Origin of the sequence: Luteimonas sp. WGS1318 (assembly GCF_043187535.1) — a bacterium.
Lineage (GTDB): Bacteria > Pseudomonadota > Gammaproteobacteria > Xanthomonadales > Xanthomonadaceae > Luteimonas.
The window spans coordinates 1,807,470-1,827,148 of the sequence record NZ_CP171131.1; the positions used below are offsets into that span (position 1 = coordinate 1,807,470).

24 protein-coding genes and 1 pseudogene are annotated in these 19,679 nt (G+C 63.1%); 7 read left to right on the top strand and 18 right to left on the bottom strand.

The window, feature by feature from the left end; all coding sequences use genetic code 11:
• Nucleotides 1-147: 147 nt before the first annotated feature.
• Entirely contained in the window at nucleotides 148-573 is a 426-nt protein-coding gene (locus ACF3M1_RS08345; protein ID WP_043766636.1) for a MerR family transcriptional regulator, read from the bottom strand.
• Nucleotides 574-614: 41 nt separating this feature from the next.
• Here ACF3M1_RS08345 and ACF3M1_RS08350 point away from each other — a divergent pair, with 41 nt between their 5' ends.
• The 3 genes from ACF3M1_RS08350 to ACF3M1_RS08360 are packed head-to-tail and all read left to right on the top strand — an operon-like array spanning nucleotide 615 to nucleotide 1,472.
• Nucleotides 615-971 (top strand): mercuric transporter MerT family protein, encoded by a 357-nt coding sequence (locus tag ACF3M1_RS08350; protein ID WP_043766639.1) that lies wholly within the window; start codon nucleotides 615-617, stop codon nucleotides 969-971.
• An 8-nt stretch (nucleotides 972-979) separates the two neighbouring features.
• Entirely contained in the window at nucleotides 980-1,267 is a 288-nt protein-coding gene (locus ACF3M1_RS08355) for a heavy-metal-associated domain-containing protein (protein WP_017355169.1), read from the top strand.
• Nucleotides 1,260-1,472 (top strand): GDCCVxC domain-containing (seleno)protein, encoded by a 213-nt coding sequence (locus ACF3M1_RS08360; protein ID WP_084191407.1) that lies wholly within the window; start codon nucleotides 1,260-1,262, stop codon nucleotides 1,470-1,472. The genes ACF3M1_RS08355 and ACF3M1_RS08360 overlap by 8 nt, the downstream gene beginning before the upstream one ends.
• Nucleotides 1,473-1,831: 359 nt before the next feature.
• Here ACF3M1_RS08360 and ACF3M1_RS08365 read toward each other — a convergent pair whose 3' ends face one another.
• From ACF3M1_RS08365 to ACF3M1_RS08425, 13 genes are all read right to left on the bottom strand, one after another.
• A complete protein-coding gene (locus ACF3M1_RS08365; protein WP_043766647.1) occupies nucleotides 1,832-2,044 on the bottom strand; it encodes a hypothetical protein in 213 nt (70 codons plus the stop codon).
• 30 nt (nucleotides 2,045-2,074) lie between these two features.
• Complete coding sequence (locus ACF3M1_RS08370) at nucleotides 2,075-4,429, bottom strand: heavy metal translocating P-type ATPase (RefSeq protein WP_394005095.1); 2,355 nt, start codon at nucleotides 4,427-4,429, stop codon at nucleotides 2,075-2,077.
• Nucleotides 4,430-4,602: 173 nt separating this feature from the next.
• The gene (locus ACF3M1_RS08375) at nucleotides 4,603-5,094 is read right to left on the bottom strand and encodes a DUF305 domain-containing protein (protein ID WP_394005096.1); all 492 of its coding nucleotides are present in this window, start codon (nucleotides 5,092-5,094) and stop codon (nucleotides 4,603-4,605) included.
• Between the two features lie 158 nt (nucleotides 5,095-5,252).
• Nucleotides 5,253-6,197 carry a copper homeostasis membrane protein CopD gene (copD, locus tag ACF3M1_RS08380; RefSeq protein WP_394005097.1) on the bottom strand — a complete coding sequence of 315 codons (945 nt, stop codon included), beginning with the start codon at nucleotides 6,195-6,197 and terminating at the stop codon, nucleotides 5,253-5,255.
• A 9-nt stretch (nucleotides 6,198-6,206) separates the two neighbouring features.
• The gene (copC, locus tag ACF3M1_RS08385) at nucleotides 6,207-6,590 is read right to left on the bottom strand and encodes a copper homeostasis periplasmic binding protein CopC (RefSeq protein ID WP_394005098.1); all 384 of its coding nucleotides are present in this window, start codon (nucleotides 6,588-6,590) and stop codon (nucleotides 6,207-6,209) included.
• Between the two features lie 102 nt (nucleotides 6,591-6,692).
• Complete coding sequence (locus ACF3M1_RS08390; RefSeq protein ID WP_394005099.1) at nucleotides 6,693-7,061, bottom strand: four-helix bundle copper-binding protein; 369 nt, start codon at nucleotides 7,059-7,061, stop codon at nucleotides 6,693-6,695.
• Between the two features lie 52 nt (nucleotides 7,062-7,113).
• Nucleotides 7,114-7,638: a DUF411 domain-containing protein gene (locus ACF3M1_RS08395; protein WP_394005100.1), complete on the bottom strand. Its 525-nt coding sequence runs from the start codon at nucleotides 7,636-7,638 to the stop codon at nucleotides 7,114-7,116.
• Between the two features lie 14 nt (nucleotides 7,639-7,652).
• The gene (locus tag ACF3M1_RS08400) at nucleotides 7,653-8,162 is read right to left on the bottom strand and encodes a DUF4440 domain-containing protein (protein WP_353688664.1); all 510 of its coding nucleotides are present in this window, start codon (nucleotides 8,160-8,162) and stop codon (nucleotides 7,653-7,655) included.
• Nucleotides 8,163-8,179: 17 nt separating this feature from the next.
• Nucleotides 8,180-8,950, bottom strand: a complete 771-nt coding sequence (locus ACF3M1_RS08405; protein ID WP_394005101.1) for a c-type cytochrome — start codon at nucleotides 8,948-8,950, stop codon at nucleotides 8,180-8,182.
• A 13-nt stretch (nucleotides 8,951-8,963) separates the two neighbouring features.
• The gene (locus tag ACF3M1_RS08410) at nucleotides 8,964-10,097 is read right to left on the bottom strand and encodes a copper resistance protein B (protein WP_394005102.1); all 1,134 of its coding nucleotides are present in this window, start codon (nucleotides 10,095-10,097) and stop codon (nucleotides 8,964-8,966) included.
• Nucleotides 10,098-10,102: 5 nt separating this feature from the next.
• Entirely contained in the window at nucleotides 10,103-11,956 is a 1,854-nt protein-coding gene (locus ACF3M1_RS08415; RefSeq protein WP_394005103.1) for a copper resistance system multicopper oxidase, read from the bottom strand.
• Between the two features lie 104 nt (nucleotides 11,957-12,060).
• A complete protein-coding gene (locus ACF3M1_RS08420) occupies nucleotides 12,061-12,465 on the bottom strand; it encodes a CopL family metal-binding regulatory protein (RefSeq protein WP_343253950.1) in 405 nt (134 codons plus the stop codon).
• A gap of 146 nt (nucleotides 12,466-12,611) precedes the next feature.
• Nucleotides 12,612-13,088, bottom strand: a complete 477-nt coding sequence (locus tag ACF3M1_RS08425; protein WP_394005104.1) for an integrase — start codon at nucleotides 13,086-13,088, stop codon at nucleotides 12,612-12,614.
• Nucleotides 13,089-13,132: 44 nt separating this feature from the next.
• Between ACF3M1_RS08425 and ACF3M1_RS08430 the strand changes: the two genes are divergently transcribed.
• Nucleotides 13,133-13,732 carry a hypothetical protein gene (locus ACF3M1_RS08430; RefSeq protein ID WP_394005105.1) on the top strand — a complete coding sequence of 200 codons (600 nt, stop codon included), beginning with the start codon at nucleotides 13,133-13,135 and terminating at the stop codon, nucleotides 13,730-13,732.
• 27 nt (nucleotides 13,733-13,759) lie between these two features.
• On the opposite strand, the gene ACF3M1_RS08435 is transcribed toward ACF3M1_RS08430, so the two are convergent.
• The 3 genes and pseudogenes from ACF3M1_RS08435 to ACF3M1_RS08445 all read right to left on the bottom strand — a co-directional run bounded on the left by ACF3M1_RS08435 (nucleotide 13,760) and on the right by ACF3M1_RS08445 (nucleotide 15,787).
• A complete protein-coding gene (locus tag ACF3M1_RS08435) occupies nucleotides 13,760-14,509 on the bottom strand; it encodes a hypothetical protein (protein WP_394005106.1) in 750 nt (249 codons plus the stop codon).
• Nucleotides 14,510-14,576: 67 nt separating this feature from the next.
• Nucleotides 14,577-15,299: pseudogene (locus ACF3M1_RS08440) on the bottom strand (site-specific integrase); the annotation flags it as partial.
• A gap of 65 nt (nucleotides 15,300-15,364) precedes the next feature.
• A complete protein-coding gene (locus ACF3M1_RS08445) occupies nucleotides 15,365-15,787 on the bottom strand; it encodes a MerR family transcriptional regulator (RefSeq protein ID WP_096009584.1) in 423 nt (140 codons plus the stop codon).
• 42 nt (nucleotides 15,788-15,829) lie between these two features.
• On the opposite strand from ACF3M1_RS08445, the gene ACF3M1_RS08450 reads away from it, so the two are divergent.
• Genes ACF3M1_RS08450 through ACF3M1_RS08460 form a run of 3 tightly spaced genes read left to right on the top strand, consistent with a single transcriptional unit; the run spans nucleotide 15,830 to nucleotide 16,700 of the window.
• The gene (locus ACF3M1_RS08450) at nucleotides 15,830-16,186 is read left to right on the top strand and encodes a mercuric transporter MerT family protein (protein WP_096009478.1); all 357 of its coding nucleotides are present in this window, start codon (nucleotides 15,830-15,832) and stop codon (nucleotides 16,184-16,186) included.
• Between the two features lie 9 nt (nucleotides 16,187-16,195).
• Nucleotides 16,196-16,489 (top strand): cation transporter, encoded by a 294-nt coding sequence (locus tag ACF3M1_RS08455; RefSeq protein WP_394005107.1) that lies wholly within the window; start codon nucleotides 16,196-16,198, stop codon nucleotides 16,487-16,489.
• Nucleotides 16,443-16,700, top strand: a complete 258-nt coding sequence (locus tag ACF3M1_RS08460; RefSeq protein ID WP_096009586.1) for a GDCCVxC domain-containing (seleno)protein — start codon at nucleotides 16,443-16,445, stop codon at nucleotides 16,698-16,700. Before ACF3M1_RS08455 ends, ACF3M1_RS08460 begins: the two co-directional genes overlap by 47 nt.
• Nucleotides 16,701-16,706: 6 nt before the next feature.
• Here the strand turns inward: ACF3M1_RS08460 and ACF3M1_RS08465 are convergent, their stop codons facing one another.
• Nucleotides 16,707-19,667, bottom strand: coding sequence for a Tn3 family transposase (locus ACF3M1_RS08465; protein ID WP_394005108.1), 2,961 nt, complete (start codon nucleotides 19,665-19,667; stop codon nucleotides 16,707-16,709).
• Between the last annotated feature and the right edge of the window lie 12 nt (nucleotides 19,668-19,679).

A 19,679-nucleotide genomic window follows, 5' to 3' on the forward strand; every position in this document is an offset into this window, starting at 1 on the left:
CGGAGGAATCGCGAAGCCTTAAAAGGCTGCACGGGTGGCCCGCTGCGAACATGATTCACGAGCTCCCGGCGTCCCCCTCCCCCAAAAGCTGAAAAGAGCTTAATTGAGGGTCGGCAGGGATTCGTATAAAAACGGGCCGAAAGTGAGCTAACTGCCTGTCGCAGCTGGCTTTCTTGGCCGCTCCAGAAAATCGAGGGTTGGGCAGCACTCTCCCGCCGGCACTTGGGCGCACCGCGCTATTTTCTGTTCGAGATCCCTCTCCAGCTGTCGCAGCTCGCGGATTCGTAGACGGACATCGACGAGCTTTCGCTCGGTCAGCTGACGGGTCTGCTCGCAAGAACGTTCGCCTGTGATCTCTAGCAGGCCAGCGATCTCGTCGAGGCTGAATCCCATCATCTGAGCGCGCCGGATGAACTGAAGCCGATTGACATCGTTTTCGTCGTAACGACGCACGCCTCCTATGGGTCGCTCGGGTTGACGCAGCAGCCTACGTCGCTGGTAGTAGCGCACGGTTTCGACGTGCACATCGGCAGCCGCTGCCAGCCGGCTGATCGTAAACGTGTTCGGACGCACGGCTTGACTCCGTACCTAGGTACAGAGGCTAGTATGCTCTGATGCAAACAACCCCGACCAAATCGTCTGTTCCAGCCATCGTTGGCGCGAGCATCGCCGCCATTGGCGCATCGGTCTGCTGCGTCGTGCCGCTGGTGCTGGTACTGCTGGGCATCAGTGGCGCCTGGATCAGCACCCTGACAGCTCTCGATCCCTTGAGGCCCTGGTTCAGCGCCGCCGCCCTACTGTTCTTGGCCGTGGCGTTTTGGATGCTGTATCGACCGGCGGCACGGTGCGGTGTGGATGGCAGTTGCATCGCCCCGGACGCTCTGCGACGCAGGCGACGTTGGCTCTGGTTGGCGACAGGCCTCATCGTCCTGTTGCTGCTGTTTCCCTATTACATCATCTGGATTTTGTAGGAGGCACGATGCACAAGTGGATACTGGCCCTGGTGGCTGCTCTGTCGGTCGGTGCCGCTCTTGCGACGCCCGCAACCGTAGTAATGCTCGATGCTGAGAACATGACCTGTCCCGCCTGCGGCATCACCATCAGGAAGGCGCTGGAGAAGGTGCCGGGCGTGGCCGATGTGAAGGTGGACACCCGGGCTGAAACAGTCACGGTGACGTTCGAATCGAGTCAGACGGATGCAGCCGGAATCGCGCGTGCAGTCACGGAGGCAGGCTTCCCGGCCAAGGTGCGGACTGGCGGTGAGTGACATCAAGCTGGAAAGCATCTTGACCTGCCCGGAGTGCGGCCATCGGGCGACCGAGACAATGCCCATCACAGCGTGTCAATTCTTCTATGAGTGCACGGGCTGTGGAGCGGTTTTGCGTCCGCATCAAGGCGACTGCTGTGTGTTCTGCTCGTTCGGAACAGTGCCATGTCCACCGATCCAACAGAACAATCCCTGTTGTGGTTGAACCGCGGACTCCGGTAATAGTTGGACAGACAGGCTGCGAGATCGACTGTGCCACCCTGGAAAGCGCGCCGCTCAACCAGCGGTGTGCATGCGAAGTGATCGACATCCTCCGTCTGCACGAGTCGATCCGGGGGTGCCTTTCCGGAGTTCGCGACTGATCCCGCCGTGCACGCGCACCTCTTTTCACCCTATGCCCGTTTGTTGACCGGGCTGCGTTGGACGCCATGGGGCGTGTCGCAGCGGCGGGCGGTCTTCGTAGTTTGCAGGAAACCCGCGATATCGCCATTACATCCTGTAATGGGCTCTCGACATCGCAACCCATGATCCGGGCTCGACGGGCGGCGTCCTGGGTTAGGACTTTCACTTGACCGTCGACGGCCCGCGGTTGATCGAGGTCAACATCAATCCCGGCGGGCTGCTCCTCAATGCAGTGATGCTCGATGCCGTGCGCTCCTGCGCGCCGGCTGCGTGGAGCAGCTGGACCACGGCGGCGAAGGCCCGCAACGCGGCTGTCGCCGCCTGGCTCGACGATGCCCGGCAGCAGTCCGGCCGCACGCCTGCGAGTCTGGCCATCGTGGACAGCGCCCCGCGGGAGCAGTTCCTTTATCCAGAGTTCGAGCTGTACGCGGCCGTCGTCGGTCCCGCCGGGACCGACGCGGACTTCGCCAGGCGAAGGGCATTGGCCACCACCGATACCGAGCTCAGGCTCATCGCAAGCGCCGCGACCATCGGGCTCAGCAGGATCCCGAACGCGGGGTAGAGCACTCCTGCCGCGACCGGAACGCCCAGCGCGTTGTAGACAAACGCGAAGGTCAGGTTCTGCTTCATGTTGGCCACGGTGGCTTGGGAGATCTTGCGGGCGCGCAGGATGCCGCGCAGGTCACCCTTGACCAGGGTGATCTGCGCGCTCGACATCGCGACGTCGGTGCCCGTGCCCATGGCGATGCCGACGTCGGCGGCGGCCAGCGCCGGCGCGTCGTTGATGCCGTCGCCCGCCATCGCGACCCGCCGGCCTTCGCGCTTGAGGCGCTGCACCAGCTCGGCCTTGTCCTCGGGCCGGACCTCGCCGTGTACTTCGTCCAAGCCCAGCTCGGTGGCCACGGCCTGGGCAGTGGTGAGCCCGTCGCCGGTGGCCATGATGATGCGCAGCCCGGCGGCATGTAGCTCGTTGATGGCGGCGGCGGCCGAGTCCTTGATCGGGTCCGCGACCGCGACCAGGCCCGCCAGGCGCCCGTCGACGGCCAGAAACATGGCGCTCGCGCCCTCGCGGCGCATCCGCTCGGCCACCTCGACATGCACGCTGGGGTTGGCACCCAGATCCTCCATGAGCGCGGTGTTGCCCAGCGCCAGCTCGTGGCCGGCCACGGCTCCACGCACGCCCATGCCGGTCACCGAGTCGAAGCCCTCCACGCGGTCGAACTCGAAGTTCCGGCGCCGGGCCTCGGCGACGATCGCATCGGCTAGCGGATGCTCGCTGCCCTGATCCAGGCTGGCCGCAAGGTGCAGCACCTGGTCGGCATCGAAGCCCTTGAAGGCCACGACCTCACGGAAAGCGGGACGTCCTTCGGTGAGCGTGCCGGTCTTGTCGACGATCAGGGTGTCAATGCGGCGCATGTGCTCGATGGCCTCGGCGTCGCGGAACAGCACACCGACCTGCGCCGCCTTGCCCGTCGCGACCATGATCGACATCGGTGTGGCCAGGCCCAGCGCGCAGGGGCAGGCGATGATCAGCACCGAAACCGCGTTCAGAATGGCGTAGGTCCAGGACGGTTCCGGACCGAAGTTGCCCCAGATGAAGAACGTCGCCACCGCGATCGCCAGTACCGCGAGCACGAACCAGTACGCGACGGTGTCAGCCATTCGCTGCATGGGCGCGCGCGAGCGCTGCGCCTGCGCGACCAGCTGCACGATCTGCGACAGCACGGTGTCGGAGCCCACCTTGCCGGCGCGGATCACCAGCGCGCCGGTGCCGTTCTGGGTCGCGCCGATGACCTGGTCGCCTGCGGTCTTCTCGACCGGGATCGGTTCGCCAGTGAGCATCGACTCGTCGACGCTGGAGCGGCCTTCCACCACTTCGCCATCCACCGGCACCTTCTCGCCCGGACGTACGCGCAGATGATCGCCCACATGCACGTGGGTCAGCGGGATGTCCTCCTCGGTGCCGTCGGCATTGAGACGCCGGGCTTCCTTGGGCGCCAGGCCCAGCAGACCCTTGATTGCTGCGGATGTTTTCGAACGTGCCCGCAGCTCCAGCATCTGCCCCAGCAACGTCAGCGACACGATCACCGCAGCCGCCTCGTAGTACACGCCGACCCGGCCATGCTCGGTAAACGAGGCCGGGAACAGTCCGGGTGCGAGGGTGGCAACCAGGCTGTAGCCAAAGGCCGCCGCGACGCCGATCCCGATCAGCGTGAACATGTTCGGGTGCAGGTTTCGGATCGACTGCACGCAGCGTTGGAAGAACGGCCAGCCGGCCCACAGCACGACCGGGATGGTCAGGACCAGCTCGACCCATGTCTGCACATCGATCGAGAGCGGCAGGACCTGGGCGCCGCCCAACGAGACACGCGGGAGGTACTGGCCGAACATGGCCAGCACCAGCGTCACCACCGTTAGCGGGAGCGTCCACCAGAACCGCCGCGAGAAGTCGCGCAGTTCGGGATTGTCATCGTCTTCCAGGCTGGGCATTTCCGGCTCCAGCGCCATGCCACAAAAAGGACAGTTGCCTAGGCCCTGTTGTCGGACTTCCGGGTGCATCGGGCAGGTATAGATGGCGCCGGGCTGTGCCACCTCGGGCTCGTCCCGGGGTGACAGATAGCGTTCGGGATCGGCCACGAATTTCGCGCGGCATCGCTCCGAGCAGAAGTGGAACGCGACGCCCTCGTGGTCCGCGTGATGCGGCGTGGTCGCGGGATCCACCTGCATGCCGCAGATCGGGTCGGTAACGTGCTCGGCCATTGTCTCAGCAGCGTTGGTCGCGCCATCAGGGTGGGAATGGTGATGGGAAGACGGTGGGTTCATGCCTGATGCTCTTCAAATTGGAACGGACTGCGAAGGCCACGCCAGGCTGGGACACAAGCCACCCATCAGTCGCCTTCAGACACAACTGAACAACGTCTTGGTTTACACACCTACTCAAGACGGGATCTGATGCTCTCCATCTGGTCGATCTCGGAGCGCTGCGCTTTGGTGATGTCGTCACACAGCGCGAGCAATTCGGCGTCACTCAGTCTGGCTTCCCGGCACATGAGGATCGCACCGGAGTGATGGGGGATCATCGAGTCGATGAACTGGCGGTCATCTACAAGCGCCTGCGCGCGCGTTGCGCCGAACGAGCCGATCGTCAATGCGACAAAGATCGCGTGAAGGGCCCTGTTCAAGCGCTTCCTGGGGAACATGCCAGGCATGGTGGCGAGCATGAAGATCCCCATCGGAGCCCACATGGTCACTGCCATGTAGAACATGTTCAGGTTGTTTCGGAAGTCGCGGACACCATCGATCATCGAGAACATGACGATGTACATCACGGCGAGACCGAGCGCCATGTTGATCCAGAACAACAGATACGGACGACCCTTGCCATCGGCGTGCTTGTGATCGGTCCCTTGAACAACGTGTGCCATTTCGCTTCTCCTAGCATTGAAGGATCAAGTCCAACCCCGACATCCACCATCCTGAAAAGCTTGCACCGCGACAGTTACGGCAACGTGTGCGGTCAGGACCTTGTTATCGGGTGCATCGGACGCGTACAGGGGCTATCAGTCAGGCCTGCCAGCGAGTCTCATTGAAAGGTATGGTTAAGTGGGCTGAGCGTGCCGAGCACTGAAACAACGGTGAGGATCAGGATGGCCAGCGCAGCCTCAGCTGCAACGCTCTGCCGCAAAGCGCGCACCTCCTGTGCGGGATTTCCGCTGGCCAGCGCCCGGTCAAGGCGCGGCACCAGCGTCCAACGGTGCAGCGCTCCCAAACCGAGCATTCCACCGAACAAGGCAAGCTTGAAGAGCAGCAGCTTTCCATAGGTGCTCTGGACCAGCGTCGACAATGACCACCCGGTGAGATCACCGTAATGCGCGATGCCGGACACGATGAGCGCAGCAACGAAGATCGTTCCCAGCGTCGAAAATCCATGCAGGAAATCATGGGTTGATCGCAGACGCCCGTTGCCCGTGGCGTTCTTGCCGCGCAGGAGCATTCCCAGGAACATCAGCACCGCCGCGATCCAGCCGCCTGCAGCGAGAAGATGGACCAAGCCCGCAGCAAGCCGGACTGCGCCGGCCACGCCCTCGCCAGCGGCGGCGTGGCCGTTCCATGCCAGCGACGCGAGGGCGCCGCCTGCCAGCACTGCGGCCAGTGGAAAGATGGACGTCACCTTTCCGCGGCGACGATGCCAGCCGAGCCCAGACACCATGGCGAGGAGCAGTGCGCCTCTCGCCATGGCTGCGCGGCCTGCGGACGTCTCGAGCAGATACCAACCAAGCGATTCGCGATCAACCTCGCTGACCGGCATTCCCATGATGCCGGCGGTCTTTAACACCACATCGGCTCCAGTGAGCACGAGACCAAAGGCGGCACCCGCCAACAGAACGTCCAGGAGCGGCCAACCGGCCAGGGCGTCGACGAGTGCTGGCCGCCGCGCAGCATACCAACCGAGCAGTGGAATTCCGAAGAGCACCATGAGAACCAGGTATTCAAGGAATCTCAGTGCATAAGCCGACAGGTCGAGCATTGCGAACCCTCAACGCACCGTGAAGTCGAAGCTGCCGGGCATCGGGTGGTTGTCGCCTCCAACAGCGCGGTACTCGACGGTATAAACGCCCGGATCCAATGGACGAGGCAACGTGGCACGCAGGGTCTTGCCGTCGTTGACGATCTCGGTCGTGAGATTCCCGATCGGCATGGTGGAACTGCCGTGCTTCATGAGCAGGTTGAGACGAGACGCGCGCGGAATCAGCGTCTCGTTGAACACGAGATCGATCTGGCCTGGGGAGGCCACCACCGCATTTGCTGCCGGTGTGGACTGCTGCAACGCCGCGTGGGCGTGCGCGATCTGCAGCGAAAACTGCCCTGCCGCGATTGCGAGTACGAGCGCGAAAGAGCGAAAGACGTTTGAAGACTTCATATGGACCTCTTTGTGGATTGATGCAAAGCCCCGTTCGTGGGCGCCGTGCCTTGTGAAATCGGAGGTGAGGATCCCGCCATCGCGGGCGGGACCCTCGATGCATCAAGCTGCCATGGCGCTGCAGCTTTCCGCGCATCGACGACACGCTTCAGCGCAACGCGTCATCTCGGGGTCGTTCATGGCATCGCATGCATCCGCGCACTGGCGGCAGATCTCCGCGCAGGCACCGCAAATGACGTTATGAACGCTCGTACCGCGCAGCATCGCGTCGGCGCTGGTGGCACAGATATCGGCACACGTCGCCAGCAGGGCGATGTGCTCCGGTGCTGCGTGGGCGCCGCCCTGGACCAGGCAGTAGTTGATGGTCTCCAGGCAAATCGCATGGCATTGCGTGCAGTTGTCGATGCACGTGTTCATGGCCTGGGACCGGTGGTCTTCGGAATGGTGAGTCATGTGGATCTCCTGCTTCATCGCGGACGAGAATCGGCGCGCCCGCAACACCGCCCCCTCTTGCTCTTGCGGATCAATGCTGTGCGAAGGATTCGGTGGTTCCGTCGTGATGGACCAGCTCGACCGTATACGGCTGCTGGCGTCCTTCCGGGACCTCCATGCCCGGCGAACCGAGCGGCATTCCGGGCAGGACCAGGCCGCGTGCGTCCGGCTTTTCTTCGAGGAGGCGCTTGATGTCCTCGGCCGGGACATGGCCTTCGATGACGTATCCGTCGACCTCGGCCGTGTGGCAGGAGCCCTTTGCATAGGGGACACCCAGGCGCTCCTTGACCGGACCCAGGTCATCCATGTCATGCACATCCACGGTGAACCCCGCCTTCTTCACGTGGTCGATCCAGCTACCGCAGCACCCGCAGGTCGGGGTCTTGTGGACGGTCATGCGTGGCAGGGCGGCTGGAGTCGCGTCGGCTGTTTCCGGGACGACCTGTGCAGTGGGCGCGATGGTGGATTGCGCAGGTGTAGCCGCTTGGGTGCAGGCACCCAGGCCGGCGACCGCAAAAGCCGCCCACGCCAGTCGGTTCAATCTGCAGGTTTTCATTTCTGGTTCTCCGCTCAGCGCTTGGTCCGCGAAGACCAGTGGATGTGGGCGATCCGCCAACCGTCGGTGGTCTGCTTCAGCACCATGGTCTCGGTGCTCTGGACGGTCAGTGGCTTACCGTCTTTCTGGGCGTGCAGCTCGCTTTCGGTTCCGACCCATGCGAACTCACCAGCGGTGCGTGCACGCTGACGGAGCAGCTGGCGATGGGCGCCCTTGAGGAATGCCGCATCGCTGACTGCGTGATGACCCAGATATTCCTCGCGGCTGCGCTCGGCACCCCCGGACTCGAGGATGAGGACGTCGGGAGCGAGCAGGGATCCGACCGTGGCCAGGTCGCCGCTGGAGAGGGCGGCGTTGAAGCGCTCCGCCACGTCGACGGCGGCCTTCGCGGCGGCCGGCACGTCTACGTCCGCCGCTGCCGCAGCGGCGGGGTGATGTGCATGCGACTGTGCCGTCTGCGCCATTGCGGGCGACACCATTGCCAGCATCAGCGCGAGGCCAGACGAAATTGCTGTTGCATTCATTGTTCAACTCCAGGTTTTCAGTGAGTGTGCGCAGGGCCGTCTTCGGCCTCGGTCATATGGGGTGAAGGTGGAGACTGCACTTTGCCATCGGCATGGCGATGCTCTACCGCGCGGACTTCTGTGTCGGTAACACGCTTTCCGTGGTCATCGTCCATACCCGGCGACTGCGCGTGCGGCATCGCGTCGCTCCCGGCTGTGGGCTGGGCAGGGTGATCCTCCGTCGCCGCCTCGTCATGGTCGTCGTCGTGTGTCTCGCCGCCGCCATGCGCGTGGCCTTCGCTGCTGTCGACCAGTTCCGTGTATGCAGCCGCGTCGAGCGTGGGCAGCACCTGCAGGAACGCGGCCATGTTCCAGATGTACTCGTCCTCCATGTTCTTGCCCCAGGCGGGCATGCCGCTGGCCTTGATCCCGTGCTTGATCACCCAGAACGCTTTGGCTGCATCGACCTCGTGCTTGCTGAGGTCGGGCGGGGCCGGATACAGGCCCTGGCTCATCTCGGTTTGGGCCATCGATGGAGCCAGGTGGCAACCTGCGCACATCGCTGCGTAGTTGCCCGCGCCCTGCACGATCCGCGCAGGATCGTCCAGGCCCGACGGGACGTCCAACCTTTCCGCACGCGCCAGGATGGAACGCTCGCGGGCAGTCTCGAGCACGAAATACACGGGCCTGGTGTGAATGTCATCCGCGGCGACGTTGTACACGCCGCCCCAGATGAAGCCCGCCGCGCCCACTGCGACAACCAGGGGAACTCCGATCAGCCAGAGACGCTTGCGTGTCTTCGGTTGCATATGAGTACTCCGGTCAGAACCAGATTCGAACGCCGGCCACGATCCGGGTGTCGTCGACATCCCCGGTCTCCGCGCGACGAAGGTCCGCCGTGCCTCCGTAGGCGCGCTCCCAGACCACGCCGACATAGGGAGCGAACTGCCGATGGAACTCGTAGCGCAGGCGGAAACCGGCTTCGACCTTGCTCAGTCCGCTGCCGATTCCCACCGCCGGATCGTCCTTGCTCCAGGCCTCGCCTTCGACCAGCCACTGGCCGATCAGCCGGTTGGTGAACAGCATTTCGTATTCGGCTTCCGCACCTACCCCGAGCTGACCGGACTCGCCCAGGTAGGCCGTCGCGGAGACTTCGAATTTGTACGGCGCAAGACCGATCACACCGAGCGCGGCATAGGTACGCGACGGCCCGCCGCCGAAGGCGAAGTCATGGCGGACACCGGCGACTGCGTCCCACCATCGGGCGATCGCTCGGCCGTACAGCACTTCCACATCCGCCGACTCGGTGGATCCACCTGCACGCTCGCCCTCGCTGCGCAGCCAGAGCCGGTTCAAGTCGGAACCCACCCAGCCTTGTGCTTCCCAGGCCATGCCGGTGCCGTCCTCGTCCGCGTCCCACGCCTCTAGCCGGTCAAGCGCCCAGTAGGAATTGATCGATTCACCATGCATCAGGTGCTCGTCGAGGTCCGGGAACGCCGCAGCCCGATCTGTCGGCGTGACAACCGGGATTGGCTCGCGCGGCTCGGCCGTCGGCGGCAGGTCCTCGCTGACACCAGGTTGATGGCCCATGGAAGCGTGATCCATGCCCGAGTGATCCATGCCGGAGTGATCCATTCCGGAGTGATCCATCCCGGAGTGATCCATCGTGGAGTGGTCCATCCCGGTGTGTTCGCTGTCGGCAGGATTCGCAGCTCCGTGCCGCATGTTCCCGTGGTTCATCGTCCCGTGATCGTCGGAACTCTTGTCCGGTGAAGTCGGTAGATGGCCGGCGTGCGGATCCGCGGGCCTTGGCGACGATGGTGACGCAGCCGGCTTGGCTGCCGGATGGTGTGCGGCGTGGTCCGTCTCCTGCGCCCACGCCGGGGCGCAACCAGTTGCAAGAACGAGTACGGACGTCAGGCCGATGGCTAGGGAGTGACGATTGGAACGGCTCATGGCGTTCATTCCTCCACCCGCACTTCGCGGAACATGCCGGCTTCCATGTGGTAAAGCAGGTGGCAATGGAACGCCCAGCGACCCAGCGCGTCGGCGCGCACGCGAAAGGCCCGCTTCGTACCAGGCGGCATGTCGATGGTGTGCTTGCGCACCATGAAGTTGCCGGACTCGTCCTCGAGGTCGCTCCACATGCCGTGCAGATGGATCGGGTGCGACATCATCGTGTCGTTGACCAAGACGACTCGCATGCGCTCGCCGTACTTCAGACGCAGGGGTTCGGCGTCAGCGAACTTCACTCCATCGAACGACCATGCAAAGCGCTCCATGTGACCGGTCAGGTGCAGCTCGACCGTGCGGCCGGGCGCGCGCCCGTCGGGGTCGGGGAACGTGCTGCGCAGATCGCCGTAGGTCAGTACGCGTCGGCCGTTGTCGCGTAAGCCAATGCCCGGATCATCGAGTCTCGGCACAGGGGCCATCGTCTGCATGTCGACCAGCGGGTTGCCGGTTTCAGTGGCTGGGTGCGCCTGCATCCCGCCGGCACCGTGGTCCATTCCGGCCATGCTCCCGCCGGCGGCCGTGCCTGCGGCCATCGACGACATGTCATGGCCGCTGTGATCCATTCCGACCATTGCACCGCCGGCCATTGCACCGTGCGACATCGAAGACATGTCGTGACCGCCGCCGCCCATTCCGCCGTGGCCCATATCGGCCATGGTGAGGAGTGGCTTGGGGTCGACGTCCGGCACGGGCGCCCGCAAGCCTTCCCTGACGGCCAGCGTGCCGCTGATGTATCCGGTACGCCCACTGTCCTGGGCAAAGATGGTGAACGCATCCTGCCCGGTGGGTTCGACGATGACGTCAAACGTTTCAGCGGTGGCGATGCGGAACTCGTCGACCGCGACCGGACGGACGTATTGTCCATCGGCAGCGACCACGGTCATCTTCAGGCCCGGAATGCGCACATCGAAGTACGTCATCGCCGAGCCGTTGATGAAGCGGAGGCGGACCTTCTCTCCCGTCCGGAACAGTCCGGTCCAGTTGCCAAGCGAGGTCGTGCCATTCATCAGGAAGGTGTAGGTGTTGCCGTTGACGTCCGAAAGGTCGGTCGGCGTCATCCGCATCTGGCCCCACATTTTGCGGTCTTCGACCGTGGCAGCCAGGCCGTTCTGCTTCACGTCGTCGAAGAAGTCGCCGACCGTCTGCTTGGAGAAGTTGTCGAAATCCGACCGCTTCTTGAGCCGGGCGAACAGGCGGGCCGGATCCAGATCGGTCCAGTCGCTGAGCAAGACCACGTAGTCGCGCTCATAGGCAAAGGGCTCGGGCGCCAGCGGCTCGATCACCAGCGGCCCGAACAGGCCGGCCTGCTCCTGGAAGCCGGAGTGGCTGTGGTACCAGTAGGTACCGCCCTGCACGACGTTGAAGCGGTAATGGTAGGTCTCGCCGCGGTGGATGCCGTTGAAGCTCAGCCCGGGCACGCCGTCCATGTTGGCCGGCAGCAGGATGCCGTGCCAGTGGATCGATGTCTGGTCGCCATGGATGGAACCGGGCGGCAGGGCATTGCGGACCCGCAGGTTGACGGTGGTGCCCTCGCGCCAGCGCAGCAGCGGCGCCGGAATCGATCCGTTCACCGTGATCGCAGGGCGCGTGGCGCCGGTGAAGTTCATCGGCGTCTCGCCGATGGTGAGGTCGAAGTCGGTGCCCGAGAGCACGTTGGGTACGCCTTCAGCCTGGACGGCCCAGCTGGAACGGGGCCACAGGCCGAACGCCGCGGCAGCGCCGCCGAAAGCAAGGCCCTGGACGAAACGACGACGGGATGGGGCAGACAGCCCCTCGGCACGGCCGAGAGAATCGGATGACATGGGAACTCCGGGAAAGGTCGGGGGCTCGCAATGCGAGCGCTACCCTGTCGGTGCGACAGCAGCAGACAGGGTCCATCAGCGCCCTGGCGGGCGCGAAACGACACTTAGCCGATCGGAGGTCGGAAGAGATTGGTCAGTGCAGCGGACGCGTGCACCGACAGGAACGATTCGGCAGTTTGCCGGTACCGGACGGTGAAGTCGGCGAGTGCCGACTCGGCGAGTGCTGCAGAACAATGATGCATGCACGCACAGCAGTTGTCCGTCTCACAGCAGTCGTCCAACGGCGGTGCTGTCCCGGTCTGGTCAGCGGCCTGCGGGTGATGGTCGTCGTCGGTCACCGGAGCGATCGCTCCGGCCCCGTGGCAGGCGGCCGTAGCCTCGGACACTGTCTGCGACGCCGTCACAAGGTCGGCGTCGCCCGTCGAGTCGCGCAGGTGCTCCATGTGCATGGACGCACCAGCGATGCCCGGACCGTTGGCCAGCAGGGCAACGATCAGGAACAACCGCATCAGGAGTGCGCGGAGAGGCATGCACTCAACTATACAGGCACATGTAAACTGCAGATGAATACACTCGGCAACGCGTGCGTATAGATAGCGGGTCGGCAGTATTCGTGGGATGCCGTGTTTGATAACTAAGCCGCTGGCGGCGACGTTTATTTCGCCGTCGTGCGCGGTGGCTTGCGGCGCTGCGGCTCGGCCGCCGGGCTGAAGCGCTCGAGCAGCTCTTGCGTCGCTTCCAAGCGTGCGCTGACTCGCGCGGCCTCGGCCTGGACCTGCTGCCGATGGGTGCGTTCCTGCTCCAATGCGTCGCGTGCGCCGGTTAATTCGCCCCGCAGCGTGTCCAGGCGGTGTGTGTCGTCGGCCCAGCGGGTCTGCAGCGCGGTGTGTTCGGCGGCCAGCAGCTTCAGGCCGTCCAGCGCCTGCTGCTGCCCTGTAGCGTCTTCGCGGGCTTGGCGCAGGTCCTGTTCCAGCCGCCCGTTGAGCTCGAGCAGGCGCCCGGCGTCGCGGTTGAGCTGCAGCAGCTCGTGGTTCTTTGCGGTCAGTGTCTCGTTGGCCTGGCGCAACGCGACCTGCAGTTCCTGCACCTGCTGCTCGTGCCGACGCTGCTCCTGCTCGCGCTGCTCCCGCACCGAGGTGCGGTAGTGCTCCAGCGCTCGAACATTGCCAGAAGCTCGTGTCCTTCGACCAGCTCACCTTCGACCAGGGCGGGCAGCGCGCTTACCTCGTGGACACGGATGCGATCGAGGCGAACCTGAAACGCCAGCTCCAGGGCCCCGCGTTGAGCGAGCAGCTGGAAGATTTCTGGCTTTCACGCGTGCAGTATCAGGGAAGAGCCATGCCCGGGACCGAGGCAATGGATGCGCGATGGTCAGCCCTACAATCGGCCTTCCAGAAGAAGGGGGCTCATCTGCAGGGCACCTGGTCCTACGCCCAGCCGGGCATCCTGCTTAGCATCCTGTATTCGGCCAAGCACGGTGCACCCGTGGGCTGGGGATATGAGAAGTTCTGGGATGTCGCCCACCATGTCCTGACCAAATACGGGCAATTCGGGTGGGTCTTCTATGCGGCACTTGAGTGCTATGGGCGCTTGGCCGACCTGGAAGCACAGGACAAAAATGGGAAGTGGCGCACGAAGGTCTCAGATTGGCGAGCGCACGGCCCGGCCGAAAACCACGAGTTCGATCGCCTGATCATGGAGGCGTTCCCAGAACTGGGACGAAATATCCAGGCGCAGCGAGGTAGCGTGGACGAGTGGCAGCCGTTGCCATTCTAGCTAACGTGAACGGATTAAAAGGGTCTGTCAGAGAAGTGATGCAACGCAGTCGTTCAGATGGTTGCCCGCAAGCATGATCTGGGTCTCCTGACGCTGATATTCTGCGTTGAGAAGTGGTTTGACCCATCGTTGCGGGTAGTCGGTGCCTTCGTAGGAGAATGCGTTGATCCGCATTCCATGGGTATCTTCGACGGCACTGACGGTGAAGCCGATATCGACGATCCCACGATGCTTGCAGTGGTTGTCCAGCGCAGCTAGATACTTGAAATCTTCATGGCTGTGCAGGGCATCGAGGTCTCTACGGACTCCCAAGGCCCCCAAGCTTTCCTTGACCTTGTTCCAGCTGATCCGTCTTTCTTCAATGCAAGTATCCTTGTCCAGGTTCATGCCGATGGCGAAGTAGACCAAGTGCACGAGATTGTCGGCCACTGCCCTCATGTTGTGCACGCTAGCTACGATGTGGAGATAGGCCGTGAACCTGGCATCCTCGAATGAGCCGGTTTCCTTGTCGTAGGCGCCCATCATCGCAGCCATGACTTCGTAGTCCGGCCTGCCGTCAATCTTGGCGGCGATGGCGCGCATCGCTTCTCGATAGTGGTAGCGGCTGAACTCGCGACGATCCACAACGGACCGGATGCAATTGGATACGATCCTGCGTTGATCATCGCCAAACAGCCGCTGCACATTGTCGCGAAGAGCAGCCAGATCCCAGCGCATGCTTTCAATCGAAATGCTGTTGTTGCTCATAGTTAGGTCACCCGCGATAACGTAGGTCACGTCCGCCTCCTTCTAGACGCCGCAAGACTCTTAGTAGGTGCGCTCCAACCATTCTGCAAAGAGTTTGCTATTTCAACAGCCGTGCCGCGGGATTGTCCTCTGCCGCGCCTGCTTGAAAATACCCAATCACGCTCGCCACAGACCGGTGCTCGGTCATCGCCATCACCGCCGGCAGCGGCACGCCTTGTTTGCCAGCTTCGGTGACAAATCCTGACCGCAGACTATGGGCCCCAAAATCCCCTTCCAACCCCGCCAAAAGAGCCCGGCGTTTCACGATGGTAGCCACCGAGCCAGGGAGTAGGGCGGGGCCCACCCGATCCTTCCAGATCCGCCTGAAGATCGCCCCTTCATGGATACCCGCCGCTTCCAGCCAGGCAGCGAGCGCATCGGCGCTGCGCCCCAGGATTGGCTTGTCCGGCGTCGAATCCGCCTTCACCCCAGCCTGCTGGGTCTTCGAGTACTCAAGCCGATAGATGTAGCCGTCGTCGCCCACCTTGCGCATGTCACGCATGTCCGCCGCGGCAATTTCGCTGCGGCGGCGTCCGCCGCTGGCGAACCCGAAGCAGAGTAGGGCACGGTCACGCAGGCCTTCGAGGCTGTCGTCACAGGTCGCCAGCATGGCTTCCAGTTCGGCCCGGGTGATGGCGGTCTTCTTGGTGGGGCGTTCACCGCGTTTGACCGCCGCACGCCGGGCTCGGCTGAGCAGCGTCCTGACACTGGGCAACTCACAGGGGTTGGCCAAGCGCTTGAGCTTGTGCGCGGTGGACAGCACGGCCACGCGTTGAACCAGGGGTTCTGCCGAGATACGTGTAAAAGTGCCCCACAGATTTCAAATAATTCTTTATCGACAATGGCTTAGCCAGTTTTTTTCTTCTCTGCCGGTTGCGCCAGCAGATCGAGCGTCGGGCAAGGTGCGCCGGTCACCACGTGACGACATTCATCCACCAAGTGCTCAAGATCGGCTTCCAATTGTCGTAGCTCACCGAGCCGCCGCCGCACCTCGGCCAATTTCCGTTCGGTCAGCTGACGTGTCTCCTCGCAGGCGCGCTGGCCTTTGACCTCCAGCAACCCCACGATCTCGTCGAGACTGAACCCCATTGCCTGTGCTCGGCGGATGAACTGAAGCCGGCCGACATCGTCGGGTCCGTAGCGACGCACGCTGCCCATCGGGCGCTCAGGCTCCAATAGCAGCCCTCGCCGCTGGTAGTAGCGGACCGTTTCCACATGCACGCCGGCGGTCGCGGCCAGCCGGCTGATCGTCATTGCACTGGCAGCCATCAACTTGACTCCGTACTTAGGTACGGAGATTACCATGCGGGTATGGCCCAACGTCCCGCACAGTCTTCATTGCCTGCCCTCTTGGGCGCTGCCGTCGCGGCCACTGGCGCGTCCGTGTGCTGTGTCGTGCCGTTGGTGCTGGTCTTGATGGGCATCAGCGGCGCCTGGATTTCCAACCTCACCGCTCTGGACGCGTGGCGCCCGTGGTTCAGCGCGGCCACGTTGGTCTGCCTGGGCTGGGCGTTCTGGATGCTCTACGGCCCGGCAGCTCATTGTCGCACCGACGGCATCTGCGTCGAACCAGCGCTGTTGCGACGCCGGCGGCGCTGGCTGTGGTTCGCCAGTGGTCTGATCGCTCTGTTGCTGCTCTTCCCTTACTACATCGGCTGGCTTCTGTAGGAGTCCCACATGCGCAAGATCCTTCTCAGTTTGGTGCTCACGGCATGGATGAGCCTGGCTTGGGCTGCTACTCCCAAGCAAGTTGTTCTGCAGGTGGAAAACATGACCTGTCCGGCGTGCAGCATCACGATCGAGAAAGCATTGGACAAGGTACCGGGCGTCACAGCGAAGCGTATCGATACACATGCCGCAATCGTGACGGTGGCATTCGATACCGAGCGCACCAACACGGCCGCCATCGCGAAGGCCATCACCGATGCCGGCTTTCCTGCCACCGTTAAGGTGGGCACAAACGGTGGCTGAAGTGCAGTTGCAGAGCACGCTTACGTGTCCGGCATGCGGACACCAGGCAACCGAAACCATGCCTACCACGGCGTGCCAGTTCTTCTATGAGTGCCCCGCCTGCCATGTCCTGATGCACCCGAAAAAAGGCGATTGCTGCGTGTTCTGTTCTTACGGCACGGTGCCGTGCCCGCCCATCCAGCAACACAGCTCCTGCGGCAGTACTGGCTGATCCACGCTACGCCGCCAGGGCCAGCTCGATTTCGTACGGTTCCGGCAGCGCGTCCACGTCGATCAGGTAATCGCCGAAGCGCTTCACGTGGCTGGTCACGTAGGGACTGAGTGCGGCCACGTCCTCTTGAGTGATCTTCCAACCTGCTCGCATTAGCGTCTTGATGATGCGAGTCTGCTCGACCACGTTATGGAAGATGACGGCATTGGCAACTAGGTCGTTGTATTTGACCGCCTTCTCCTGTTCAAGTGGGTCGTTGTCGGCGATCACGCCCTCTCCGCCGAAGAAGAAGTACTTCGAAAACCCGTTGTAGGCTTCGACCTTGTTGGTGGAGGCCGTGATCTGCTCGCGCAGTTCGCGGTCGGAAATGTACTGCAGCAGGAACAACGTGCGCACTGCCGCACCGAGTGCCCGGAAGGTCTGGTACAACCGATTCTTGCGACTGTAGTTGCCTAGCTTGCGCAACAGTGTCGAGGCGGCAATCTTGCCCGACTTGATCGACAGTACCACCTGCATCAGATCCTTCCAGTGGGTCTCGATCAGGTCCCAGTCCACGTCTTCCCGGAACAGCGCGTCGATGTGCTCGTAGCGGCTGTCTTCATCCGGACGGAAGAACCGATAGTCGCGCCAATTGCGGATGCGCGGCATCAGCTTGATACCCAGCAGATGCGACAGTCCGAATACCGGCAGCGACTGCCCCTGGGTATCGGCGTGAACGGTGTCGGGTTGGATGTCGGAGGTGTTCTTCAGCAGTCCATCGATGATGTACACCGCTTCCCAGACGCCGCACGGGATGAAATGGCTGAACAGCGCCACGTAGGTGTCGGACACGTGGTGATAGGCAATGCCGCCGTAGCCGCCATAACGGATGTGATACGACGCCAGTAGGTTCTGGTCGTACAGGTCGTATTTGGTACCGTCGGCCGCAGCACGCTTCCCATCCCCCCAGAACTTTGGGAGTTGCAGGCCGGCATAGCTGTTGATGATGTCGCGACAGGCTGCAGCCAGCTTGTTCGCATCCACATGACGGCGATTCACGAACGACAGCATGTGTGCGGAAACGGCACCACGCAGGTGCCGTGCAGCCTGGGCCGGGCCAAGGTTGCAGCCGTAAGTGAACGCCGTCAGCACGTAGCGCTCGGTGGGCTGATCGATCTTGGTGTCGGAGCCCGACAGCGGGCCGAAATGTCGCGGCCAACCGGTCCAGTGGGCCACATCGCACAGGATCTCGATGACGCTACGCTCGCGCAGGCGGTCGAGGATCGCGGTCTCGAGGGCGCGCGCACCACTACTCATGTCCTTGGCCTTGTGGCGCTTGAGCACCGGAAACCCGTCGTCGCCGATGATCACCTGGCCGTTCTCCAGATAACCCTGGTCGGTCAGATCAGCGACCTGCATCAGCTTGCTCTGCAGCGTATTGACGAATCCCACCGCGGAGGCCGGCAAGCCCACTTGGCGGCAATAGTCCTCCAGCAGCGGCTCGCACTGCTCCCAAGGCAGCAACTGCTGGCGATAGTCGGCATAGGTTTCCGAGCCGCGTACGGCCACGTCGCCAGACTTCAGTTCGTTGGCCAGTGAGGAGAACACGCACACCTCAAATAGCCGGCGATGGATGCGCTCCTCGCCCTGTTCGGTGCGGTGAGTGATGGTCTTTCGCCAGAGCTGGGTCGTGAACGTCAGATCGATCGACTCGTCGAGCCAATCGCCGCGGGCGCGCTCCTGCGACAGAATCAGCTCAATTGCATCCATCAACGAACGGTCTTCGGTGGTGGATTCCAGGTCCAGCATACGCACCATGCGCAGAATGGTGGCGCGGTGACTCTTGTAGAACGGCCACAGCAGCGGTAAATGGTTGTCGCCACTATGGGCGACGATGGCATCGCAATCGGCCTGCATGGCCTGGACGCCCCCGCGTGTGCTGACCAAGCGCCGGATTTCCCGTCCCGCGTCGGTGTCGCCCGGGTGGCGATCGAGCACCTGGATCACGTCCGACATTGTGGCGACGATGGCCTCGGTCTTCTCGCGGTAGCGTGCACGCAGCCGCTCCAGCTCTTCTTTTCCGCGGTTATGGATGTTCCCCATGCGTTTGATGAACATCTCAGCCAGGTCGTCGCGGGTTTGGACCCGGGCACGATGGATCAGACACAGCAGCAGCGCGTGTCGTTTGGTCGGGCCAAAATCGCGCAACTCGGCGGCATCCAAGGCTCGGGCTTCGGCGGCAAAGTGCTTGCGCTTGAGTTCGGGGATATCTGCCAGATGCTGCTCATCGCCCACCAGTTCACCCAATTGCCCAATGTGGTCGATCAGCTCCTGGAAATGCTGGAGGGAGGAACGCTTGGGCAAGCGCTTGATGGCCTGCAGTGGGCTCTTCATGCGGGCATCGGTGACGACCAGCAGCTCGTCGAGCCGTTGCTTTTCATCCGCCGTCAGGCGCGCGTCAATGAGGGCAAAGTAGCGGCCATTGACCAAGGTACGAATCCGGCGAGCCAGGCGGTCCAGAGCTGAGAACGCGGGCAGCTCGATACGGTCGCGGACAAGCTGTTCGATCGCCACATTGATCAGGTCGGCCGGGTTGTCCATGACGGCCGCGGCTTCATGGATGGCGCGGGCCGCCACGTCGAGGCCACCGTCGGCATAGGCTCGGACCTGCAGATAGTTCCGGATGCGCTGGAAATAGCGGTAGCGCTTGTTTGGTGCGATGTCGGCCGGCTTGATCTGGACTCGGTAACGCAGAGCGTTGCTGAGGTGCCGGACGACCGCGGCGGGCACGTCATCGATTGCCGGGAAGTAGCCCAGTCGCTGGAAGGATTTCAGCAGCATGGCCAAGGTCAGGCGATGGCCGGGTTGCCGGGCACTTTCGGTGATGAAGGCCAGCTCGGCGTCGGTCGGCGTATAGGCCGCGACCAGTTCCCGGACGACTGGATTACGCTTGAATTGCGGATACGCGGTCCGTTCGATCGACGCCATGCGGGTTCTCAG